20 protein-coding genes are annotated in these 21,214 nt (G+C 68.9%); 13 read left to right on the top strand and 7 right to left on the bottom strand.

Annotation, left to right across the window (positions count from 1 at the left end):
- Positions 1–50 precede the first annotated feature (50 nt).
- From KHC19_RS08495 to KHC19_RS08460, 8 genes are all read left to right on the top strand, one after another.
- Entirely contained in the window at positions 51–1,166 is a 1,116-nt protein-coding gene (locus KHC19_RS08495; RefSeq protein WP_213351993.1) for an ABC transporter substrate-binding protein, read from the top strand.
- A gap of 258 nt (positions 1,167–1,424) precedes the next feature.
- Positions 1,425–2,534, top strand: coding sequence for an ABC transporter ATP-binding protein (locus tag KHC19_RS08490; protein ID WP_213351929.1), 1,110 nt, complete (start codon positions 1,425–1,427; stop codon positions 2,532–2,534).
- Between the two features lie 10 nt (positions 2,535–2,544).
- Positions 2,545–3,450, top strand: coding sequence for an ABC transporter permease (locus KHC19_RS08485; RefSeq protein WP_213351928.1), 906 nt, complete (start codon positions 2,545–2,547; stop codon positions 3,448–3,450).
- Positions 3,451–3,453: 3 nt separating this feature from the next.
- Positions 3,454–4,266 (top strand): ABC transporter permease, encoded by an 813-nt coding sequence (locus KHC19_RS08480; RefSeq protein ID WP_213351927.1) that lies wholly within the window; start codon positions 3,454–3,456, stop codon positions 4,264–4,266.
- The gene (locus tag KHC19_RS08475; protein WP_213351926.1) at positions 4,263–5,084 is read left to right on the top strand and encodes a DeoR/GlpR family DNA-binding transcription regulator; all 822 of its coding nucleotides are present in this window, start codon (positions 4,263–4,265) and stop codon (positions 5,082–5,084) included. Before KHC19_RS08480 ends, KHC19_RS08475 begins: the two co-directional genes overlap by 4 nt.
- Before the next feature lie 5 nt (positions 5,085–5,089).
- Entirely contained in the window at positions 5,090–5,986 is an 897-nt protein-coding gene (locus KHC19_RS08470) for a proline iminopeptidase-family hydrolase (RefSeq protein WP_213351925.1), read from the top strand.
- Between the two features lie 56 nt (positions 5,987–6,042).
- Positions 6,043–7,053, top strand: a complete 1,011-nt coding sequence (locus KHC19_RS08465) for a phosphotransferase enzyme family protein (protein ID WP_213351924.1) — start codon at positions 6,043–6,045, stop codon at positions 7,051–7,053.
- Positions 7,054–7,061: 8 nt separating this feature from the next.
- Complete coding sequence (locus tag KHC19_RS08460; RefSeq protein ID WP_213351992.1) at positions 7,062–8,381, top strand: aspartate aminotransferase family protein; 1,320 nt, start codon at positions 7,062–7,064, stop codon at positions 8,379–8,381.
- Here KHC19_RS08460 and KHC19_RS08455 read toward each other — a convergent pair whose 3' ends face one another.
- Positions 8,382–9,056 (bottom strand): adenosylcobinamide amidohydrolase, encoded by a 675-nt coding sequence (locus KHC19_RS08455; RefSeq protein WP_213351923.1) that lies wholly within the window; start codon positions 9,054–9,056, stop codon positions 8,382–8,384. It abuts the gene before it with no gap.
- Positions 9,057–9,178: 122 nt separating this feature from the next.
- Here KHC19_RS08455 and KHC19_RS08450 point away from each other — a divergent pair, with 122 nt between their 5' ends.
- The 3 genes from KHC19_RS08450 to KHC19_RS08440 are packed head-to-tail and all read left to right on the top strand — an operon-like array spanning position 9,179 to position 12,643.
- Positions 9,179–11,332 carry a VTT domain-containing protein gene (locus tag KHC19_RS08450; RefSeq protein WP_213351922.1) on the top strand — a complete coding sequence of 718 codons (2,154 nt, stop codon included), beginning with the start codon at positions 9,179–9,181 and terminating at the stop codon, positions 11,330–11,332.
- Between the two features lie 19 nt (positions 11,333–11,351).
- The gene (locus tag KHC19_RS08445; RefSeq protein WP_213351921.1) at positions 11,352–12,080 is read left to right on the top strand and encodes an endonuclease/exonuclease/phosphatase family protein; all 729 of its coding nucleotides are present in this window, start codon (positions 11,352–11,354) and stop codon (positions 12,078–12,080) included.
- Between the two features lie 44 nt (positions 12,081–12,124).
- The gene (locus tag KHC19_RS08440; RefSeq protein ID WP_213351920.1) at positions 12,125–12,643 is read left to right on the top strand and encodes a low affinity iron permease family protein; all 519 of its coding nucleotides are present in this window, start codon (positions 12,125–12,127) and stop codon (positions 12,641–12,643) included.
- 40 nt (positions 12,644–12,683) lie between these two features.
- Here KHC19_RS08440 and KHC19_RS08435 read toward each other — a convergent pair whose 3' ends face one another.
- Entirely contained in the window at positions 12,684–12,980 is a 297-nt protein-coding gene (locus KHC19_RS08435) for a hypothetical protein (RefSeq protein WP_213351919.1), read from the bottom strand.
- Between the two features lie 414 nt (positions 12,981–13,394).
- Positions 13,395–14,306, bottom strand: coding sequence for a universal stress protein (locus KHC19_RS08430; protein WP_213351918.1), 912 nt, complete (start codon positions 14,304–14,306; stop codon positions 13,395–13,397).
- A gap of 289 nt (positions 14,307–14,595) precedes the next feature.
- On the opposite strand from KHC19_RS08430, the gene KHC19_RS08425 reads away from it, so the two are divergent.
- Positions 14,596–16,335 carry an ABC transporter ATP-binding protein gene (locus tag KHC19_RS08425; protein ID WP_213351917.1) on the top strand — a complete coding sequence of 580 codons (1,740 nt, stop codon included), beginning with the start codon at positions 14,596–14,598 and terminating at the stop codon, positions 16,333–16,335.
- A 113-nt stretch (positions 16,336–16,448) separates the two neighbouring features.
- On the opposite strand, the gene KHC19_RS08420 is transcribed toward KHC19_RS08425, so the two are convergent.
- From KHC19_RS08420 to KHC19_RS08405, 4 genes are all read right to left on the bottom strand, one after another.
- Positions 16,449–17,213, bottom strand: coding sequence for a DUF2076 domain-containing protein (locus KHC19_RS08420; protein WP_213351916.1), 765 nt, complete (start codon positions 17,211–17,213; stop codon positions 16,449–16,451).
- Between the two features lie 146 nt (positions 17,214–17,359).
- On the bottom strand, positions 17,360–18,082 hold the full coding sequence (locus KHC19_RS08415) for a Bax inhibitor-1/YccA family protein (protein ID WP_213351915.1): 723 nt from the start codon (positions 18,080–18,082) through the stop codon (positions 17,360–17,362).
- A gap of 35 nt (positions 18,083–18,117) precedes the next feature.
- Positions 18,118–18,906, bottom strand: a complete 789-nt coding sequence (locus tag KHC19_RS08410; protein WP_213351914.1) for an anti-sigma factor family protein — start codon at positions 18,904–18,906, stop codon at positions 18,118–18,120.
- Positions 18,890–19,447 carry a sigma-70 family RNA polymerase sigma factor gene (locus KHC19_RS08405; protein WP_213351913.1) on the bottom strand — a complete coding sequence of 186 codons (558 nt, stop codon included), beginning with the start codon at positions 19,445–19,447 and terminating at the stop codon, positions 18,890–18,892. Before KHC19_RS08405 ends, KHC19_RS08410 begins: the two co-directional genes overlap by 17 nt.
- A gap of 443 nt (positions 19,448–19,890) precedes the next feature.
- Between KHC19_RS08405 and KHC19_RS08400 the strand changes: the two genes are divergently transcribed.
- A complete protein-coding gene (locus tag KHC19_RS08400) occupies positions 19,891–21,213 on the top strand; it encodes a UDP-glucose dehydrogenase family protein (RefSeq protein ID WP_213351912.1) in 1,323 nt (440 codons plus the stop codon).
- Position 21,214 lies beyond the last annotated feature (1 nt).

Here is a 21,214-nt window from a genome sequence, read left to right as displayed (position 1 = left end):
AGATGGCAGGGAATTCGGCAGGCATTTCCAGGAGATCGCTGCTGCAGGGCATGGCGGCCGGTGCCGGCGCACTGGCGGCGGGACCGTTCCTCGGCGCCGGCTCGGCATGGGCGGCACGCGAGAAGGAGCTGAACATCCTGTGCTGGGAGGGCTACAACTCCGCGCAGGTGCTCGACCCGTTCCGCTCCAAGACCGGCGCTACGGTGAAGGCGGAAAGCCTCACCAACGACCCGACCATGATCAACCGCCTGCGCGCCGGCGAGATCAGCACCTGGGACCTGATCAACGTCAACAATCCCTGGGCGCGCAAGGTGATGCTGCCCGAGAAGCTGATCAAGCCGTTGCCCAAGGCGGAGTTCGAGCCCTTCTTCGCCAAGATGCTGCCCGAATTCAAATGGCCCTACAAATGGGCGATGAGCGAGGACGGCAACGACCTGCTCGGCATGGTGCAGCGCTTCGGGCCCTACAGCTTCGTGGTCAACACCGACAAGATCAGCCGCAAGACCGCCGAGGAGACCGGCTGGGACCTGTTCAACGATCCCGCCCTGGCCGGCAAATACGGCATCCTGGAATCCGACGACTGGAACGTGTTCAACCTCTTCGTCGTCGCCGGCATCGACCCCTTCAAGGTCCACACGCCGGAGGAGATGGCGAAGTTCGGGGAGACCGCCAAGCGGGTCTTCAAGGGCGCCAAGCTGATCGGCGACATCGCCTCGATGAACCAGGCGCTGATTTCCGGCGAGATCGACCTGCATCTCACCGGCGGCACCTATTCGGTCTCCCCGGCGCGCGCCGACGGCCATCCGAACCTGCGCGCCATCACCCCGCTGAAGGGCCCGCTGGCCGGCGGCAAGGGCGGCATCTCCTGGATCGAGGTGACGTCGACGGTGAACAACCCGAACCTGTCGCCGCTGGCGCTGGAGTTCCTGAAATATGTGCAGGCGCCGGACGTGGCGCACACCGTCGCCTTCGCCGAGGGCACCTTCAACCCGGTGGCGCAGATGGGCAATCCCGACTGCTTCAAGCTGTTCACCAAGGAGGAGCTCGACGCCATCCAGTGGGACAGCCTCGAGGAGGAGATGGCCCGCTCGGTCGAGTACGACATCGTGCCGGACTACGACAAGGCACTCGACATCATGAACGCCGCCAAGCGGTTGAGGGGGTGAGGCGCGACGGGGCGGGCCTGCGTCCTTCGAGGCCCGGCCGATGGCCGGGCACCTCAGGATGAGGGGCCGCGGGCATGGGGAAAGCTCTCCTTCCGCTGGAGAGTGTTCCTCATGCTGAGGAGCGGGGCATGGCCCCGCGTCTCGAAGCACGCAGGTCGCATCCGCCGACGCGCCCCTGCCGGTCCCGCTCCACCGACTTCCACAATCTCCTGCCCGCGGCGGCACGCCCGCCGCCTGCCCTGACACCGAAAGACCGACATGTTCCAGACCATCCCCGCGGACGCCCCGCCCGCCCATGCCGCAACGGCCTTGCCGATCCTGCAATTGGTCGGCGTGCGCAAGATGTTCGGCGGCTTCGCGGCGGTGGAGGGGATCGACCTCGACGTGCGCGAGGGCGAGTTCCTCACCATCGTCGGCCCCTCCGGCTCCGGCAAGACGACGCTGCTGCGCATGCTCGCCGGCATGGACCAGCCGAGCGAGGGCAACATCACCCTGCGCGGCGAGCTGATCAACGACATGCCGCCGAACAGGCGCCCCACCTGCCTCGTCTTCCAGTCGCTCGCTTTGTTCCCGCACAAGAGCGTCGGCGAGAACATCGCCTTCGCGCTGAAGGTGAAGGGCGTCGATGCCGCGACCCGCAAGAAGCGGGCGCTGGAGCTGATGCGCGTCGTCCGCCTGCCGGACAATTATCACGACAAGAACGTGATGAAGTGCTCGGGCGGCGAGCGCCAGCGCGTCGCGCTCGCCCGCGCCTTCGCCTATGATCCCGACGTGCTGTTCTTCGACGAACCGCTCTCCGCTCTCGACTACAAGCTGAAGAAGGCGCTGGAGAAGGAGCTGAAGGACCTGCACCGCGAGACCGGCAAGACCTTCATCTACATCACCCACTCGCTGGAGGAGGCGATGGTGATGAGCGACCGCATCGGCGTGATGCGCGCCGGCAAGCTGGTGCAGGTGGGCACGCCGGAGGAGATCTACGGCGCGCCGGTGGACCGCTTCGTGTCGGAATTCGTCGGCGAGGTGAACACGCTGAAGATGACGCGCGCCGGTGCGGAATGGCACGGGGTCGACGTGCCCGGCACCTTCACGCTCGCCCCGCCCAAGGACGGCGCGGCGCTGGACGAGGCCTTCGTGGTGATCCGGCCGGAATATATGCGCTTCCTCGCGCCCGGCGACCGGGCCGACAACCGGCTGTCCGGTGCGGTGTACAATGAGTATTCCCTCGGCTCGCGCATCCAGTATCAGGTGCGGGTGGGCGAGAAGGTGATGCTGGTGGAGCTGTCGCGCGCCCACGCGCTCGCGCCCGGCGCCTCGCGCGAGGTGACGATCGGCTGGGACGCCGCCGACGCCTTCACGCTGGGCAGCTGAGGAGGGGACGATGGCCGACATCGCACTCGCACGCGCACCCGAGACCGCCCGCGAGATCCGCCACGCCCGCCGGCTGTCGGTGGGCGCGAAATGCGCCATGCCGGTGGCGGTGCTGCTCGGCATCGGCTTCCTGGCGCCGATGGTGGCGATCCTCGCCTATTCCTTCGCGACGCCGCGCAGCTTCGACGTGTTCCGCTCCTTCACGCTGGAGAATTTCGCCGGCCTGTTCGACCCCGCCAACACGGTGTGGCTGTCCTTCGCCTGGTCGGTGGGCTTCGCGCTGTTCACCGTGGCGATCCTGGCGGTGGTGGCCTATCCCATCGCCTACGGGCTGAACGCGGTGTTCGGCCGCTGGGCCGGCTTGATCAGCGTGCTGTTCGTGTTCCCGCTCTTCGTGTCGGAGAATGTGCGCCTCTATGGCTGGGTGCTGTTCTTCATCAAGAACGGCGTGCTCGACGGCACGCTGAGATGGCTCGGCTTTTCCGGCGGACCGGAGGTGCTGTACACGCCGGGCGTCACCCTGTTCGGCATGGCCTACACCTATCTGCCCTTCATGCTGTTTCCGATGACGCTCGGCCTCGCTCTGGTGCCGCGCGACCTCGTGGATGCCGCACGCGACCTCGGCGCCGGGCGGCTGCTGATCTGGCGCGAGATCGAATTGCCGCTCGCCATGCCCGGCATATTGATCGGCATGCTGCTCACCTTCGTGCTGGCGGTGGGCGCCACGGCGGAAGCGAAGATCCTCGGCGGCCAGTCGATCATCGTGATCTCGCACGATATCGAGATCGCCTTCACCTATTCGCAGAACTGGCCGCTCGGCTCGGCGCTGGCGGTGGTGGTGAGCGTGTTCATCGCCGCGCTGACGCTTGTCGCGCTGTCGAAGCTCGATCTCGACCGCATGCTGGGGAGGCGCTGAACCATGGCCACCACACCGGCCGTCGCCCGCAGACGCACCAACACCCTGATCTGGATCTGGACGGCGTTCGTCCTCATCGCGGTCTATCTGCCGATCGTCTGCGGCGCGCTGGCGAGCTTCAACAAGAGCCGCTATTTCGGCTTTCCGATCAAGGTCTACGCCACCGAGTGGTGGCAGAAGACCCTCGATTCCATCGAGATCGGCATGCTGGTGCGCAACTCCATCGCCATTGCCCTCCTGGTGACGGCGATCTCGGTGGTGATCGCCACCTTCGGCGCGCTGGCCTTCGCCCGCTACGACTGGAAGGGGCGGCGGCTCTACCAGAAGCTGATCCTGCTGCCGGTCTTCTTCCCGCAGCCGGTGCTGGGGCTTGCCCTGCTGCTGGGCTTCAACGCGGTGGGCATCCAGACCTCCTGGCTCACCGCGGTGTTCGCGCATCTGGTGTGGATCGTGCCGGTGGTGACGCTGGTGATCGCCATCCAGGTCTACGGCTTCGATCCCTCGCTGGAGGAGGCGGCCTACGATCTCGGCTGCACGCGGGTGCAGGTGTTCCGCGAGGTGACGCTGCCGCTGTTGTGGCCGGGCATCTGGTCGGGCATGCTGTTCGCGTTCCTCCTGTCGTGGAGCAACTTCCCGCTGTCGCTCTATACGGCAGGGGCGGATTCGACGATCCCGAAATGGCTCTATGCCAAGATGGTAGCCGGCTATACGCCGATGGTGCCGGCGCTGGGCACCATGGCGACGCTGGGCGCGGCGAGCCTGCTGCTCGGCGGCGGGCTGATCATGCTCCTCCTGCGCAGGCGTCAACCGGCATGAGCGCGCCCCCGAACAGCGACGGTCCCGATACGCTGGGCGACCGGCGGCGGCCGCGGCTCGACAAGGCGGCGCGGCAGGAGCGCATCCTCGCCGAGATGCGGGCGGCGGCGACGCTGCGGGTGGGCGACCTCGCCGCCGACCTCAACGTCTCCACCGAGACCATCCGCCGCGACCTGTTCGAATTGCAGGAGCGCGGGCTGATCAACCGCACCTATGGCGGCGCGGTGCGGCCCTTCGGCTCCGAGCCGGCGGTGAGCGAGCGGCACCGCATGATGGTGGCCGAGCGCGAGGCGATCGCGGCAAAGGCGGTGAAGTTCATCAAGCCGCACGAGGTGATCGCCATCGGCGCCGGCGCCACCACCACCCATGTCGCCCGCCGCATGGCCGCCGAGTGCCGCGACCTCACCGTGATCACCCATTCCTTTTCGGTGGCCACGGTGGTGGCGGCCAACCCGACGATCGAGGTGATCGTCTGCCCCGGCCGCTACAATGGCCGCGAGGGCATGATGGTGGGGGTGGAGACCATCGAGTTCCTGCAGAGCTACAACGTCAACCGGGCGATCCTCGGCGTTTCCGGCATCACCCCGGAGGGCCTCGCCGATGCCGAGGCGCCGGCGGCGTGGGTCTACAAGGCGATGATGAACCGGGCGGCCGAGACCATCATCGTCACCGATCATCAGAAATTCGATGTGCCGTCGCTCGCCATCTGGGCGCGGGTGCCGGACATCCAGCGCCTCGTCACCGACAAGGCGCCGGACGGCGCGCTCGCCCGCGCGCTCGCCCGTGCCGGGGTCGAGGTCTCGGTGGCCGGAAAGTAGGGATCATGTGGCAGCAGAAGCCCGCCGATGAGCGGATCGAGATCGCGGTCGACGGCCACAGGGTCGTCGCCTACAGCTACGGCGCCGGCGAGGAGGTGGTCTTCCTCCTGAATGGCGGGCCGGGCCTGCCCTGCGACTATCTGCGCGACGCGCATTCCTTCCTCGCCGATCACGGCTATCGCGTCGTCGCCTTCGACCAGCTCGGCTGCGGCGCCTCCGACAAGCCGGACGATCCGTCCCTGTGGCGCATCGAGCGCTATGTCGGGGAAGTCGAGACGGTGCGCGCCGCGCTCGGGCTCGGCCGGGTGCATCTTCTCGGCCATAGCTGGGGCGGCTGGCTCGCCATCGAGTATGCGCTGACATATCCGCAGGTCTTGAAGACGCTGATCCTGGAAGATACCGCCGCCGACCTGCCGCATCTGATGGCCGAGATGCACCGCCTGCGCGCCGCTTTGGGGCCGGAGACGGTGGAGATGCTGCTCGCCCACGAGGCGGACGGCTCCTACGACCATCCCGAATACCAGGCGGCGATCACGCTGTTGAACTACCGGCATGTGTGCCGCCTGCAAGAGTGGCCGGCGCCGCTGATGGCCTCGCTGAACGACTGGAACATGGCGCCGTACATGGCGATGCAGGGGCCGAACGAATTTCTCTATATCGGCAACCTCAAGGACTGGAACCGCACGGCGGACCTCCATCGCATCGCCTGTCCGGCGCTCATCACCGTCGGCCGGCACGACGAGATCACCCCCGCCTGCGCGCTGCGCATGAAGCAGAACCTCACCCAGGCCGAGACGGCGGTGTTTCCCAATTCCAGCCACATGCCGTTCTACGAGGAGCCGGCCGCCTATGATCAGCGCCTGCTCGCCTTCCTCGGCAAGCACCGGGGAGGCGTGGCATGAGGTCGACGACCGTCCCCGTCGCCTTTGCGTTCCGTGCATCCTGATGAAGCATGACCATGACCGACACCATGTATAGCGACGACTTCCTGGGCCGGCTGGAAGCCAGCCTGCGCGCCGCGCTGCCGCGCTGGGACCTGTCGCCGGAGAGCGACGTGAAGCTGCTCACCATCTCCGAGAACGCCACCTTCCGCGCCCGCGACGCCGCCAGCGGCCGCGAGCTGGTGCTGCGGGTGCATCGGCCCGGCTACCATTCGCGCGCCGAGATCGCTTCCGAACTCGCCTGGCTGGGCGCGCTCGGCGGCGAGGGCGTGGTGGCGACGCTGACCCCGGTGCCGCTCGCCGACGGCACGCTGATCGCCGATCTCGACGATGGCGGCGTGACCCGGCACGCGGTGGCGTTCGAGCTGGTCGCCGGCAAGGAGCCGGCCGAGGGCGAGGACCTGCCGCGCTGGTTCCGCGAACTCGGGGCCATCAATGCCCGGCTGCACGCCCATGCCAAGGGCTGGAAGCGGCCGGACGGCTTCGTGCGCAAGCGCTGGGACTATGACGCCATGCTGGGCGAGGTACTGCTCTGGGGCGACTGGCGCGCCGGCCTCGGCCTCGATGGAGACGGGCGGGCGGTGCTGGAAGACGTCGCGGCGGTGCTGAAGCGGAAGCTCGCCGCCTATGGCACCGGCGAGGACCGTTTCGGCCTCGTCCATGCCGACATGCGGGTCGCCAATCTGCTGGTCGACGGCGACACGCTGTCGGTGATCGATTTCGACGATTGCGGCTTCTCCTGGTACCTCTACGACTTCGCCGCCGCCATCAGCTTCACCGAGCACGAGCCCTATGTCCCGGCGTTGCAGGCGGCGTGGATCGAGGGCTACCGCACCGTGGCGCCGCTCACCGACGAGGAGTGCGCCATCCTGCCGGTGTTCATCATGCTGCGGCGCATGCTGCTGACCGCCTGGGTCGCCTCGCACGCGGAGACTCCGACCGCGCAGGCGATGGGCGAGGCCTATACGCAGGGCACGGTGGCGCTCGGCCGCGCCTTCCTCGAAACCCATGGGAGGGCGGCCTCGTGACGAGCCCGATGAAGAAGAGCCCGGAACTGCAGATCCTGTCGCTCAACGCCTTTTCCGGCGAAGGCGCGGCGCTGCCGCCGGACATCGCGGCGCTGGTCGAACGGCGCCAGCGCGCCTTCGGCGCCGGCTCGGTGCTGTTCTACGACGTGCCGCTGAAGGTGGTCGGCGCGGAGGGGCCGTATCTGCACGCTTCCGACGGGCGGGCCTATCTCGATTTCTACAACAACGTGCCGACCGTCGGGCATTGCCACCCCAAGGTGGTGGAGGCGGTGCAGAAGCAGGTCGCCGCGTTCAACATCCACTCGCGCTACCTGTTCGACGTCTCGCACGACTATGCCGAGAAGCTGCTCGCCACCTTTCCGGCGGTGCTGTCGAACCTCGTGCTCACCTGCACCGGCAGCGAGAGCAACGACCTCGCCTTGCGCATCGCCAGGCGGGCGACCGGCGGCGCCGGCTTCGTGGTGACGCAGACCGCCTATCACGGCAACACCTCGGCGGTGACGGAGGTCTCGCCCTCCTCCTATCGCAACGGCGCGCCGCCGCCGCATGTGCGCATGGTGCCGCCGCCGGATCCGGCGGTGTTCGGCAACGATGTCGGGCAGGGCTTCGCCGAGGCGGTGGCCGGCGCCATCGCCGCCATGGAGGCCGACGGCATCCGCTTCGCCGGGCTGCTGGTCGACACCATCTTCTCCTCCGACGGCGTGTTCGCCGATCCGCCGGGCTTCCTCAAGGAGGCGGTGGAGGTGGCGCGCCGCGCCGGCGGGCTGTTCATCGCCGACGAGGTGCAGCCCGGCTTCGGGCGCACCGGGGCGGGCATGTGGGGCTTCTCACGCCACGGCGTCGAGCCGGACATCGTCACCATGGGCAAGCCGATGGGCAATGGCTACCCGGTGGCGGGGCTGGTGACGCGGCCGCAGCTGCTCGCCGATTTCTGCGCCGATTTCGGCTATTTCAACACCTTCGCCGCCAGCCCGGCCGCCGCCGCCGCCGCACTTGCGGTGCTGGAGGCGATCGAGGAGGACGGGCTGATCGCCAATGCCGACCGCGTCGGCCGCCACCTTAAGGCGCGGCTGACGCATCTGATGGCCCGGGCGCCGATGACCGCGGTGCGCGGGGCCGGCCTCTATCTCGGCGTCGCCTTCGGCGACGAGGCCGGGCCGCGCGCGGACATCGCCAAGGCGCTGATCAACGGCCTGAAGGAAAAGGGCATCCTGATCGGCGCCGCCGGCCAGTTCGGCAATGTCTTGAAGATCCGCCCGCCGCTCTGCATCGGCATCGAGCATGCCGACCGGCTGGCGGATGCGCTGGAGGAATTGCTGGCCGCCTGACTATCCCCGGGCGGCGATCCAATCGACCACCGCGATGCGGGTGGCCTCCTCGACGCAGGCGCCGATCGCCTCGCCGATGGCGGTGTGCATGCCGGCATAAGGCTGCGGCTCGCCCGTGAGTGGCGAGGCGAGCGGCGCGGCCATCACGATGCAGTCGGTGCCGGTACCGGTCACGGCGTGGCGGCCGCCGGGGCGGCGATAGCCCGCCTCCATGATCGCCACCGTGCGCGCCTGCGCCACCAGCGAGGCGGCTTCCAGCAGCGCCGCGTCGGTCAGCGGCACCGACGACCGGCAGAAGATGTTCACCGTTCCGGCCGCGACCGGCGCGGTACCGTGACGGGTGCCGACGCGCTCGCCATTGTTCAGCCCGGCCGTCACCACGCCGTCGGCCCGCACGCCGTCGACCCCGGCGCCGCGATGGACATGCGAGGCGACGTCGCGGGCGGTGAGCAGGCCGACGGCATCGCCGAGTCCGGCGCCGGCGAGCGCCCCGGCGAACCAGCTCGCCGGGTCGAGGCCGGGCGCCAGCTCATGCGGGCCGACCTGCCGCCAGGCGACGGTGGTGGCCTCCACCAGCCCCGGCCGGTTGAGCGACCAGCTCACCATCCGGTGACGGCCGGGCAGGCGGAGCACCAGCCAGGGGGATTCGCAGGATATGTGGAGCCGCGCGGTCATTCTCCGCGCTGTAGCAGCGCCCGCCGTCGCTGGCGAGGGCGGTTGCGGGATGCCGCCGCGCGGAACCGGGCGCCGCCCCCGTCGTTGACGCAGGTCACCGATCGATGGAGAGGCCGCCGCACATGCTCGACCGCGTCCAGCGCTTTTCCGCCCAGATGCGACCTGAACCCTTCGCCTCGCGGCTGCGCGAGGGGTGCAATGTCTGGCGCGTCGAGACGGCGGATCGCGCGGCGGTGCTGGTGGATGGCGCCGCCTATTTCGAGGCGCTGCGCTCGGCATTGCTGCAGGCTCGCGACACCGTGCACATCGCCGGCTGGGATCTCGACAGCCGCATGAAGCTGGTGGGCGACAGCGGCCGCGCCGAGGACGGCCTGCCGGAGAGGCTGGCCGACTTCCTCTCGGCGCTGGTGAAGCGCCGGCCGGAGCTGCGCATCCGCCTGCTGCTGTGGGACTATTCCATGGTCTTCGCCTTCGAGCGGGAGCTGATGCCGCTCTATTCCTTCCTGTGGAACACCCCGCCGCAGATCGAGATCTGCCTCGACGACGCGTTGCCCTTCGGCGCCTCGCATCACCAGAAGATCGTGGTGATCGACGACCGGGTCGCCTTCTCCGGGGGGCTCGACCTCACCGGCCGCCGCTGGGACACGCCCGAGCACCTGCCGGAGCACGAATTGCGGGTGGATGCGGCCGGCGCGCCCTATGGCGCCTTTCACGACGTGCAGATGCTGGTCGAGGGGCCGGCGGCCGCGGCGCTCGGCGAGATGCTGCGCGAGCGCTGGCGTCGCGCCGCCTGCGAGCGGCTGGCGCCGCCGCGCTGCGATCCCGGCTGCTATTCCGCGCCCTCGCCCTGGCCGGACGGGGTGGAGCCGGAATTCGAGGGCGTCGCCGTCGGCATCGCCCGTACCCTGCCGGCGCATGAGGCGGAGACGAGCGTGCGCGAGGTCGAGGCGCTGTTCTTCGACATGATCGATGCCGCCGAACGCTTCGTCTACATCGAGAACCAGTTCTTCACCTGCCGGCGGACCACGGAGCGGCTGATCGCCCGCATGCGCCGGCGGCCGCGGCTGGAGGCGGTGGTGGCGATGCCGATGGCCTACCGCTCCTGGTTCGAGCACCGCGCCATGGGCGTCGGGCGGGACCGGGTGATGGGCATGGTGGCGGAGGCCGGCCTCGGCGACCGCCTGCGTTTCGTCTATCCCGAGGTCGGGCCGCATGAGGCCGCCGGCCGGGTGATGGTGCATTCCAAGGTGATGATCATCGACGACCGGCTGATGCGCATCGGCTCCGCCAATCTGTGCAACCGCTCCATGGGCTTCGACAGCGAATGCGACCTGGTGGTGGAGGCGCGGGACGACGCGGAGCGCGAAGCGGTGGCGGCCGTGCGCAACCGTCTGCTGGGCGAGCATCTCGGCCGCACGCCCGAGGAAGTGGGCGAGGCGCTGGCCGCCGGCGGGCTGGCGGCCCTGCTGGAAGCCCCGGCGCCCGATCGCCGGCTGGCGCCGGTGCCCTACGAGCCGGCGGCGACCGAGCTGCCGCTGCCGATGATCGATGCGCTCGCCGATCCGGTCGAGCCGCTCTACGAGGATTCCGGCGTCGCCCTGCCGGCCCCGCGCCGCTGGCGCCGGGCGCTCGCCCTCCTGGCGGCCCTGGCGGTGATCGGCGGCCTGGCGCTCGCCTGGAGCCACTCGCCCTTCGCCGAGCCGGAGCGCCTCATGCAGGCCTTCACACGGCTTTCCGAGGCGCCCTGGGCGCCGGCGGCGGTGGTCCTCGCCTTCGTCGCCGGCGGCTTCATCGCCTTTCCGGTCACGCTGCTGATCGTGGCCACGGTGGCGGTGTTCGACGGGTGGACGGGCGCCGTACTGGCCGGCACCGGGGCGCTGACGAGCGCGCTCGCCACCTATGCGGTGGGACGCACGCTGGGCGCGCGGCTGGTGCGCCGCTTCATCGGCCCGCGCATCAACCGCATCCGCCGCCGCCTCGCCAATCGCGGCGTGCTGGCGGTGACGACGGTGCGGCTGGTGCCGGCGGCGCCCTTCAGCTTCGTCAACCTGGTCGCGGGGGCGGTGGGCATTCCCCTCGCGGATTACCTGGTCGGCACCATTCTCGGCCTGATGCCGGGGCTGATCGTGATGACGGCGCTCGGCCGGCAGATCGTCGACCTTCTCGCCGATCCGACGCTGGGCGCCATCGCGCTGCTGGTCGGCTTCCTGGCGCTGTGGATCGTGCTCTCGCTCAGCTTCCAGCTGCTGGTGAACCGCGCGCGTTCCACCGCCTGAGCCGGCCGGGGGCCTCTTCATGAGCGACCTCATCCGGGTGATGAGCTGGAATATCCATGGCGGCATCGGCCCGGACCGGCGCTTCGATCTGGAGCGGATCGCCGGGCTGATCGCCCGCCACAAGCCGGATATCGTCGCGCTGCAGGAAATCGACACCCGCGGGCGCGACGTCGATTGCCTCGCCCCGCTGCGCGGCCTGCGCGCCGGCTATTTCACCGAAGCCCGCACCATCGTCGCGCCCGACGGGCACTACGGGCATGCGCTGTTCAGCCGCTGGGAGACCAGCGCCGTCGAGCTGCACGACCTGTCGGTGCGCCGGCGCGAGCCGCGCTTCGCCATCTCCGCCCGGATCGCCACCCGATCCGGGCCGTTGAACGTGGTTTCCGTGCATCTGGGCCTCGCCATCGGCGAGCGGATGGACCAGGTGCGATCGCTGGCCCGGCTCGGCGGACGCCGCCCCGCCGAGCCGACGCTCATGCTCGGCGACTTCAACGACTGGGCCTCCTTCGGCGAGACCCGCCGCCGGCTGGCGGCGGTGTTCGGCTGGCACAGCCGGCTGCGCACCTTTCCGGCCCGGCGGCCCCTGCTGCGGCTCGACCGCCTCTACTGCAATGACGGCCTCGTCGCGGTGAACTGCTTCACCGACGCCGAGGCGGCGCGTGCCTCCGACCATCTGCCGGTGATCGCCGATATCCGGTTGGCCGGCCGCGGGAACCGTGACGCGCCACCGCACATTGTTTCGCCGTGAGGCGGGCGGGAGCGATCCGGGCCCGCCCGGCAGGATGGGAGCCCATGTTCGCGAAATCGCCGACCGACGATCAGGGAACGCGCCGGCGTTCCGCCTTCACCCGCTTCGCCCAGGGCGTTTCCCGCTGGACCGGGCACCCCGCCACCTTCATCGCCGCGGTGGCGATCATCCTGCTATGGGCGGCGACCGGACCCTTCGTCGGCTTCAACGACACCTGGCAGCTGGTCATCAACACCTCGACCACCATCGTCACCTTCCTGATGGTGTTCGTGATCCAGAACAGCCAGAACCGCGACACCGCGGCGCTGCACATCAAGCTCGACGAGCTGATCTCCCGTCTCGACGGCCCGCGCGAGAAGCTGATGGACCTCGAGGAGCTGGACGAGAAGGAGCTGGAGCGCATCCGGGCGGAGTTCGAGCAGCGGGCGCGCCTCAGCCGCGACGCCAAGGACGAGGGCGGCGCGGCGGCGGGCGCGCCACGGCCGGGACGGCGGAAGAGCGCGGCAGGCTCGACGAAGCCGGCACGGACACGCCAAGGCGAGGCATCGGGAAAGGGTACCTGATGCCTCGTCGTTCGCGGATGCAGGAGCTAGGGAAAGATCTTCAGGCGGTATAGCGCCAGCGCGTGTCGGAACGTTCCGGCGCCGCCGAACGGGTGGCGAGCGGCGAGAAGCGCCAGCCGATCAGCTCGCAGGTGACGAGGCGACCCTGCTGGTCGCGGACCTCCACCGGCTTGAGCTTGCCTTCGCGCTTCATTTCGAGGGCACGGTCCACGGCATCGGGAATGGTGGAAAAGCGCAGGCGCTTCATCGGCTGGAGCGGATCGTCGGAGGAAAGACCGGTGAAATAGAGCGTGTAGGTAGCCGGAGGGGAGGGATTGTTCTGGGGCGCGGTCGACATCTCAACGATCCTCCAATCAAGTCCATCCGTCCCGCGACAGATGGGTGCATGTCATGCGTCATGTCCGTCGAACCGACCGCACGCGCCCGCCGTGCGATCCGTGGGATGCAGGGGGCAATCAGCGTGTTCAAGAAGTGATTCGGCTCGCGGGGACTGTCGCGAAGCTCATTTATGGTTGCGAAAAGAGACCAGATTGCCGGTCACGTCAATCAGCAAATTAACAGAACCGCACGGAACCTTTGCCGACCAGCAGCGTTCCGTGCCTCATGATACCTTCGGGATGATATTGTTTTGATTTATTGGGAATGAAGCCTGTCGTAATTCTGAAATGATTACATTTCGACTTGCTGCATCTGCGAAGGCAGCATCGGCCGCAGGGCGGCGGCGGTGCATCCGCCCCGCCCCTGCCGGCGGTCAGGCCGCCGGAAGGCCGGCCGGGATTTTCGGCACCACGAGAATGTCGCAGGGAACCTCGGCCAGGATGGAGGTGTCGGTGCTGCCGGCCAGCAGCCGGTGCAGCAGGCTCTTCTCGCCGCTGCCGATCACCACCAGGTCGACGTCGCGCGCTTCCACATGCGCCGTCAGCACGGAGGTGACGCTGCCCGGCTCCAGGACCAGCTCCAGCCGGTCGCGCGGCAGCGGCGTGGTGGCGAGGAAGGCTTCGGCTTCCTTCGCCGCCACGGCGCGGTACTCGGCCTCGTAGGCCGTGCGGTCGGTGGCCATGCCGGCGAAGGGCGGATCATAGGCATGCAGCAGCGTCAGCGGCGAGGTGGGGAACCAGCTGGCGGCGGTGAGGAGCGGGATGGCCGAGCCGTCGCTGAAGTCGGTGGCGACGACGATCCGCCGATAGGCATCGTGCATGCGATCGCGGACGATCAGCAGCGGCAGGCGCGCTTCATGCACCAGCGCCGCGACGCTGCGGCCGAGCTGGCGCCGGCCGAGCACCTCGTCGCGCGCCACGCCGGTGATCACCAGCCCGGCTTCGCGCGAACGCGCGATCTCGCTGACCACTTCCTCGCATTTGCCCTCGGCGACGAACACCTCGATGTCGTCGACGGCCTCGCCGAGGTTGCGCCGCAGCCGCCGGCCGACGGAAGCCGGCGGGGCGGAGCCACCGGGTGCGGTGCTGCGCCGGCCGTCGGCCTCGCCGGGCTCGATGGCATGCACGGCGAACAGCCGTGCCCGCCATTGCCGGGCGAGCTGCCGGGCGCGGTCGAGCGCCCGGTCGCAGCGCGGACCGAGGTCGGTCGCCAGCGCCAGCCGGCCCGGTATCGCCAGGGGTTCCGCCGCCTCCACCTTGGCCGGCTCTTCCAACAAGGTCGTCATGCCTCAACTCTTTCCGTCGGCGGGCCATTCCGTTCGGCGGAAGCATTCTCGATCCCCGCCTCGCGCCGTGCCGGTTACGCGGCGTCGTCGGCGCCCACAGTACCGTCCGGGCGCCGGGCGGCAAGCCGCCGGATGCGGTGGTAGACCCCCCGCGGGTTTTTTCGTATGGGGGAGCCGATTTCGTCAGGACGCCAGGGTGACCGGCCGGCGCCTTCGCCCGCCGGCCGGGTCCGGCCTTGAAGATACCGGAGGCGTGACGCGGCGACCGGCCGCGGCGCCGGAGTGAGTGATGATCAGGGCCTTCTTCTCCTATTACCGCCCGCACCTTGCGCTCTTCGCCCTCGATTTCGGCTGCGCGGTGCTCTCCGGCGTGCTGGAACTCGGCTTCCCCATGGCGATGAAGCTGTTCGTCGACCGGCTGCTGCCGGGCGGCGATCTCGGGCTCGTGGTGCTGGCGGCGCTCGGCCTGCTGGCGGTCTACGCGGTGAACAGCGGCCTGATGGCGGTGGTGACCTATTGGGGCCATGTGCTCGGCATCAACATCGAGACCGAGATGCGCGCCCGCGCCTTCGACCACCTGCAGAAGCTGTCCTTCCGCTTCTTCGACAACGTCAAGACCGGCCACCTGCTGGCCCGCGTGACCAAGGACCTCGAGGAGATCGGCGAGATCGCCCATCACGGGCCGGAGGACATGTTCATCGCGGTGATGACCTTCATCGGCGCTTTCCTGCTGATGCTCTGGGTGCATCCCCCGCTCGCCTTCCTCACCGCGCTGATCGTGCCGGTCACCGTGCTGCTGGTGGCGCGCTTCGGCGGGCGGATGACCAAGAACTGGCAGGCGCAGTTCGGCCGCGTCGGCGCCTTCAACGTGCGGCTGGAGGAGAATATCGGCGGTATCCGCGTGGTGCAGGCCTTCGCCAACGAGGCGCATGAGCGCAACCTTTTCGCCCTCGACAATGCGAACTACCGTGCCACCAAGCTCGATGCCTACCGGCTGATGGCGGTTGGCCAGGCCCTGAACTACATGGCGATGCGCCTGGTGCAACTGGCGGTGATGCTCGCCGGCGCCTGGTATGTGGTGCAGGGCGAGCTGTCGGTGGGCGGCTTCGTCGGGTTCCTGCTGCTGGTCGGCGTGTTTTACCGCCCGCTCGACAAGATCGCCGCGGTGATGGAGACCTATCCCAAGGGGATCGCCGGCTTTCGTCGCTACCAGGAATTGCTGGCGACCGCCCCCGACATCGCCGACCGGCCCGGCGCGGTGGCGGTCAAGGCGCTCACCGGCGACATCGGCTTCCATGATGTGAGCTTCGGCTACACGCCCGGCCGTCCGGTGCTGTCGGGCATCGACCTCGCCATAAGGGCGGGCCAGACGGTGGCTTTCGTCGGTCCTTCCGGCGCCGGCAAGACCACGCTGCTGTCGCTGGTGCCGCGCTTCTACGAGCCGACCGGCGGGCGCATCACCATTGACGGCCTCGAAATCGCCGACATGACGCTGGCTTCGCTGCGGCGGAACATCGGCATCGTGCAGCAGGACATCTTCCTGTTCGGCGGCACCATCCGCGAGAACATCGCCTATGGCCGCCTCGACGCCTCGGAGGCGGAGATCGTCGAGGCGGCGCGCCGCGCCCGGCTCGACGGGCTGCTCGCCGCCCTGCCGGAGGGCCTCGATACCGTGGTCGGCGAGCGGGGTGTCAAACTGTCCGGCGGCCAGAAGCAGCGGCTCGCCATCGCCCGCATCTTCCTCAAGAACCCGCCCATCCTGATCCTCGACGAAGCCACCTCGGCGCTCGATACCGAGACCGAGCGGGAGATCCAGCTGTCGCTGGACGAGCTCTCGCAGGGCCGCACCACGCTGGTCATCGCGCATCGCCTCGCCACCATCCGCCATGCCGATCGCATCGTGGTGGTCACGCCTGCCGGCATCGCCGAGGACGGGCCGCACGACGAGCTCGTCGCCCGCGACGGCATCTACCGGCGGCTGCACATGGCGCAGACGCAGGGGATGGGCATGGACGAGGTGGCGCCCTGAGGGCGTCGGCGCGGCCGCAAGGCTCGAAGGCACGAAAAAAGCGGGCCGGCGCGAGCCGGCCCAGTGAGGGAACGTTGGTCCGAGATGGCCAACGCCGGGGGAACGGGGCGCGGTCAGATCTCGTCGCTGCCGCCGCCGAAGAAGTCGTCGAAGAAGCCGCCGCCATCGGAGGCGCCGAGATCGTCGGCCGGACCCGGATCATCGGCCGGGGCATTGTCCGCCGCCGAATTGTCGGTCGCCGGGGTATCGGCCGCCGGGGTCGCGGCGGGAGCGGCATGCGCCTCGTTGCCGCCGAACATGCCGGCGATCGCATTGCCGAGCAGCACGCCGCCGGCGACGCCCATGGCGGTCTGGGCCGCGCCGGCCAGGAAGCCGCCGCCGCCGAATCCGCCGCGCCCCATGGCGCCGGGCGCCATGCCTTGCGGGCCGGCGCCTTGCGGACCGGCGCCCTGCTGGTTGCCCCAGGGCGAGCCGCCGGCCGCCATCGGCTGCTGCGGCGTGCCATAGGGCTGGGAGCCGTATTCCTGCGCATTCCCCGGGCTGCGCGGCACCGAGGGGACCGAGCCGCGCGAGGCGGGAGGCTGCGAGGAGCCGAACAACCCGCCGAAGAGGCCGCCGCTCGCGGCGGGCCGGGCGGCCTGCGCCTGCTCCAGCTCGGCGTTGCGCTGTTCCAGCTCGGCGATGCGGGCCTGCGCCTGCTGCATCGCGTAGTCCTGCATCACGATGGTCTGCGCCATGTAGTAGGGCGCGCCGGGCTGGCGGGCGATCTCCTGCCCGATGAAGCTTTCCGCGCCGGCATCGCGCGGCGTCGCGTTGCGCTCCACCTCGGCGAGGCGGGCGAACAATCCCTGGATGGTCTGACGATCCTGCTCGTTCATCTCTCTGTCTCCTCGTCCGATCGGCGCGCAACTCCTCCCGCCGGGGCCGGATGGCCCCGGGCACAGGCCGGTTGCGGCGCTCCTCGGAAGCTAGATCACGTTCTTGTCGATCCGATGTTCGGCCGGAACGGACCCGCCGGCGGCGATCACTCCCGCTCGCCGGTGAGGTTGAGCAGCAGCTGGAAGATGTTGACGAAGTTCAGGTAGAGCGAGAAGGCGCCGAACACCGCCAGCTTCTGCTGCGATTCCTGGTCGAAATAATCGGCGTACTGCTCCTTGATCGACTGGGTGTCCCAGGCGGTCAGGCCGACGAAGACCAGGATGCCGACCACCGAGACGATGAACTGCAGCATGGTCGAGCCGAGGAAGATGTTGACCAGGCTGGCGATCACCACGCCGATCAGGCCCATGATCAGGAACGAGCCGAACTGCGAGAGGTCGCGCCTGGTCGTGTAGCCGTAGAGGCTGGTGGCGCCGAACATGGTGGCGGCGATGAAGAAGGTGCGGGCGATCGAGGTGCCGGTGAACACCAGGAAGATCGAGGCCATCGACAGCCCCATCACGCCGCAGAATGCCCAGAACATGGTCTGCGCGCCCGAGGCCGACATCGACTGCATGCGGAACGAGAAGAACAGCACGAAGGCGAGCGGGGCCAGCATCACCACCCATTTCAGCGGGGTGGAGAAGATCGGCACATAGAGCGCCGGCGTGGTGCCGACGATGAAGGCGACGGCGCCGGTCAGCACGAGGCCGAGCGCCATGTAGTTGTAGACGCGCAGCATGTGGCGGCGCAGGCCCTCGTCATAGACGGCCTGATCGACGCTGCGGGCGCTGGCGCCCCACTGGAAGCCGGAATTCGGCGGGTTCATCTGCTTTCTCCTTGAAGAAGCGGCGTTCTGGAAATTCAGTAGAGCGACCGGGCCAGCCGCGAGGCGGCCTGGTCGAGTTGCCTGGCATCGGTCTCGGCCACCAGCGCATAGGCGACCTCGCCGACCTGCCAGTAGGCGGCGTTGAACGGGTCCTTCATCGCCACGGTGGCCGGCACCACGTCGAAGCTGCCCGGCCGCACCGCGAACAACGACGCCTTGCCGAGGCCTTCCGCCTCGACCGCGAGCTCGACGCTCGGCCCGAAGCTGGAGGGGAACACCTGCACGTCGGTGACCGACCAGCCCCTGGGCAGTTCCGGCATCACGATGGCGGTGGCGGCGCGGATATCGGCGGGATCGTAGGCGGCCGAGCCGGATTGCGAGGGCATGGCGGCGCGCAGATGCGCGGTGCGGTGCGCCATCACCGCGGCATCGACATAGGCGGGGGCCAGGCCGGACGCGACCACCTCGCCCACCCCCAGCGGGCCGATCTGGGCATGGGCGAGCCAGCCGGCGCCGATGAACAGCATCACGCCCGCCGCCATCCGCGCCCGTCGCCACACCCGGACCCGGCCGAGCGCCCGCTCCAGCCGCCGCGCCGCCTCCACCGTCGCCACCCGCGCCGGCGCGTTCATCACCGAACGGGGTGCGTCGGCGAGGGCGAGGCGCAGTTCGTCGCGGATGCGCAGGTCGGCCATCACCCGCGACGCCGCCTCCGGCCGCTGGCTGAGATAGGCCTCGACATCGATCCGCCGGGCGACGTCGAGCTGGTCGTCGACATAGGCGGAGAGGTCGTCGTCGGACACGGGATCAACGGGACGGTTCATCCGGGCCTCCTACGATTTTCAGGCGCGGCCGGCTGGCCGCGGTGCCATCCTCGACGGCGCGCAGGGCAGCGCGCGCGCGGGACAGGCGCGACATCAGCGTGCCCTGCGGAATGCCCAGCGCCGCGGCGGCTTCCGCATAGCCGAGGCCCTCCATGGCCACGAGGTGCAAGGCGGCCCGCTGCTCCTCGGGCAACGTCATGAAGGCGTCGCGGATCTGGGCGAGCCGCATGTGGTGTTCCTGGACGGGCTCGCCGGTCGCCGTCTCGATCTCGGCCAGCTGCCGCTCGCGCTCGGCCGCGGCCTGGCGCGCCCGGCGGCGGTCGACGAAGACATTGTGGAGAATGGAGAACAGCCAGCCGCGCAACCCCTGCCGGGTATCGCCGCGCTCCGGGTCGAAGCCGGCGCGCTTCTCATAGGCGCGGACGAGCGCGTCCTGGACGAGGTCCTCGGCATCGGCGTCGTCGCGGGTCAGCGATCGCGCATAGCGCCGGAGCGCCGCGAGCTGGCCGAGGACGTCGAAGGTCGAACCGTTCCGCATCATGCCTAATATACGGAGCAGGGGCGGCGGCTATTCCACCTCCAACGCACGAAATTTTCGGTCTCGCTCGCCGCGCCGCGCCCGGCCGTTTCCACCAGCGACGCGGACGGACCGCCGGCGGGCACCCCGGACGCCCCCGCCCGGCGCCGGGACCGGCGGTGCGGCACGGGGAGATTGGGAGGCCCAGTCTCATTCCACCCGCACAGGGGTGAGGTCATTGTCGTGTAATCTTAACAGGATAGCTGGATCCCGGCCTGGGTCTCCGGCCTGCCGCCGCCGATGAGCGAAGGTATCGTGCGGTGTTTGACGGGCGTGGGATTGTTACGGTATTCCAGATGCGTCGTGAATGCGGAATTTTTGGTTGAGCCATCGTATTCCGAACCGAAACATTTGTTCGGGATTTGCAGAGATTTGGTTGCCATAAACAGCCCACAGGAACTGGATTTATGAAGATTGCAGTAGTCGGATCGGGTTATGTTGGTTTGGTCTCCGGCGCGTGTTTCGCCGATTTCGGGCATCAGGTCGTCTGTATCGACAAGGATCCCAAGCGCATCGAGGCGCTGAAGCAGAACATCATTCCGATCTACGAGCCCGGGCTCGACGATCTCGTCGCCAGCAATGTCAAGCAGAACCGCCTGTCCTTCACCACCTCGCTGCCCGAGGGCATCGAGGGGGCCGAGGCCATCTTCATCGCCGTCGGCACGCCGTCCCGTCGTGGCGATGGCCACGCCGACCTGCAATATGTCTACGCCGTCGCGCGCGAGATCGCGCAGGCGGTGAAGGGCTTCGCGGTGGTGGTCGACAAGTCGACCGTGCCGGTCGGCACCGCCGACGAGGTGGCGCGCATCATCCGCGAGACCAACCCGGACGCCGATGTCGCGGTGGCGTCCAACCCGGAATTCCTGCGCGAAGGCGCGGCGATCTCCGACTTCAAGAAGCCGGACCGCATCGTGGTCGGCATCAATGACGAGCGCGCCCGCGCGGTGATGGCCGAGGTCTACCGCCCGCTCTATCTCAACGCCTCGCCGCTGCTGTTCACCGACACCCGCACCGCCGAGCTGATCAAATACGCCGCCAACGCCTTCCTGGCGATGAAGATCACCTTCATCAACGAAGTCGCCGACCTCTGCGAGAAGGTCGGTGCCGACGTGCAGCAGGTGTCGCGCGGCATCGGCATGGACGGGCGCATCGGCTCGAAGTTCCTGCATGCCGGCCCCGGCTATGGCGGCTCCTGCTTCCCCAAGGACACGCTCGCCCTCGTCAAGATCGCCCAGGACAATGACAGCCCGATCCGGCTGATCGAGACCACGGTGGCGGTCAACGACCAGCGCAAGCGCTCCATGGCCCGCAAGGTCGAGAAGGCGGTCGGCGGCAATCTGCGCGGCAAGACGGTGGCGGTGCTCGGCCTCACCTTCAAGCCCAACACCGACGACATGCGCGAGGCGCCCGCCATCTCCATCGTGCAGGCGCTGCTCGATGCCGGCGCGGTGGTGAAGGCCTACGACCCGGTGGGAACCGAGCAGGCCAAGCTGGTCATGCCGTCCGGCATCACCTATTGCGCCGATCCCTACGAGGCGGCGGACGGTGCGGCCAGCATCGTCATCGTGACCGAGTGGGATCAGTTCCGTGCGCTTGATTTCGGCCGGCTCAAGGGTATTGTCGCCGAGCCGGTCCTGGTGGACCTGCGCAACATCTACAACCCGGAAGAAATCACCCGGCACGGTTTCCAGTACAGCTCCATCGGCCGGCCGGGTGCGGAAGCCATCTGAT

The sequence above is a fragment of the Ancylobacter oerskovii genome (assembly GCF_018390555.1).
GTDB lineage: Bacteria > Pseudomonadota > Alphaproteobacteria > Rhizobiales > Xanthobacteraceae > Ancylobacter > Ancylobacter oerskovii.
Note: the sequence above shows the minus strand (reverse complement) of the source record. Positions and strands in the feature narration are given on the sequence as shown.

What these genes read in the sequence shown, in the direction of transcription:
- KHC19_RS08420 (WP_213351916.1), bottom strand. Translation starts at nt 17,213, where the DNA reads ATGAACGAGCAGGATCGTCAGACCATCCAGGGATTGTTCGCCCGCCTC.
- KHC19_RS08440 (WP_213351920.1), top strand. Translation starts at nt 12,125, where the DNA reads ATGTTCGCGAAATCGCCGACCGACGATCAGGGAACGCGCCGGCGTTCC.
- KHC19_RS08425 (WP_213351917.1), top strand. Translation starts at nt 14,596, where the DNA reads ATGATCAGGGCCTTCTTCTCCTATTACCGCCCGCACCTTGCGCTCTTC.
- KHC19_RS08485 (WP_213351928.1), top strand. Translation starts at nt 2,545, where the DNA reads ATGGCCGACATCGCACTCGCACGCGCACCCGAGACCGCCCGCGAGATC.
- KHC19_RS08450 (WP_213351922.1), top strand. Translation starts at nt 9,179, where the DNA reads ATGCTCGACCGCGTCCAGCGCTTTTCCGCCCAGATGCGACCTGAACCC.
- KHC19_RS08410 (WP_213351914.1), bottom strand. Translation starts at nt 18,906, where the DNA reads ATGAACCGTCCCGTTGATCCCGTGTCCGACGACGACCTCTCCGCCTAT.
- KHC19_RS08405 (WP_213351913.1), bottom strand. Translation starts at nt 19,447, where the DNA reads ATGATGCGGAACGGTTCGACCTTCGACGTCCTCGGCCAGCTCGCGGCG.
- KHC19_RS08415 (WP_213351915.1), bottom strand. Translation starts at nt 18,082, where the DNA reads ATGAACCCGCCGAATTCCGGCTTCCAGTGGGGCGCCAGCGCCCGCAGC.
- KHC19_RS08455 (WP_213351923.1), bottom strand. Translation starts at nt 9,056, where the DNA reads ATGACCGCGCGGCTCCACATATCCTGCGAATCCCCCTGGCTGGTGCTC.
- KHC19_RS08470 (WP_213351925.1), top strand. Translation starts at nt 5,090, where the DNA reads ATGTGGCAGCAGAAGCCCGCCGATGAGCGGATCGAGATCGCGGTCGAC.
- KHC19_RS08400 (WP_213351912.1), top strand. Translation starts at nt 19,891, where the DNA reads ATGAAGATTGCAGTAGTCGGATCGGGTTATGTTGGTTTGGTCTCCGGC.
- KHC19_RS08475 (WP_213351926.1), top strand. Translation starts at nt 4,263, where the DNA reads ATGAGCGCGCCCCCGAACAGCGACGGTCCCGATACGCTGGGCGACCGG.
- KHC19_RS08460 (WP_213351992.1), top strand. Translation starts at nt 7,062, where the DNA reads ATGAAGAAGAGCCCGGAACTGCAGATCCTGTCGCTCAACGCCTTTTCC.
- KHC19_RS08495 (WP_213351993.1), top strand. Translation starts at nt 51, where the DNA reads ATGGCGGCCGGTGCCGGCGCACTGGCGGCGGGACCGTTCCTCGGCGCC.
- KHC19_RS08435 (WP_213351919.1), bottom strand. Translation starts at nt 12,980, where the DNA reads ATGTCGACCGCGCCCCAGAACAATCCCTCCCCTCCGGCTACCTACACG.
- KHC19_RS08430 (WP_213351918.1), bottom strand. Translation starts at nt 14,306, where the DNA reads ATGACGACCTTGTTGGAAGAGCCGGCCAAGGTGGAGGCGGCGGAACCC.
- KHC19_RS08490 (WP_213351929.1), top strand. Translation starts at nt 1,425, where the DNA reads ATGTTCCAGACCATCCCCGCGGACGCCCCGCCCGCCCATGCCGCAACG.
- KHC19_RS08480 (WP_213351927.1), top strand. Translation starts at nt 3,454, where the DNA reads ATGGCCACCACACCGGCCGTCGCCCGCAGACGCACCAACACCCTGATC.
- KHC19_RS08445 (WP_213351921.1), top strand. Translation starts at nt 11,352, where the DNA reads ATGAGCGACCTCATCCGGGTGATGAGCTGGAATATCCATGGCGGCATC.
- KHC19_RS08465 (WP_213351924.1), top strand. Translation starts at nt 6,043, where the DNA reads ATGACCGACACCATGTATAGCGACGACTTCCTGGGCCGGCTGGAAGCC.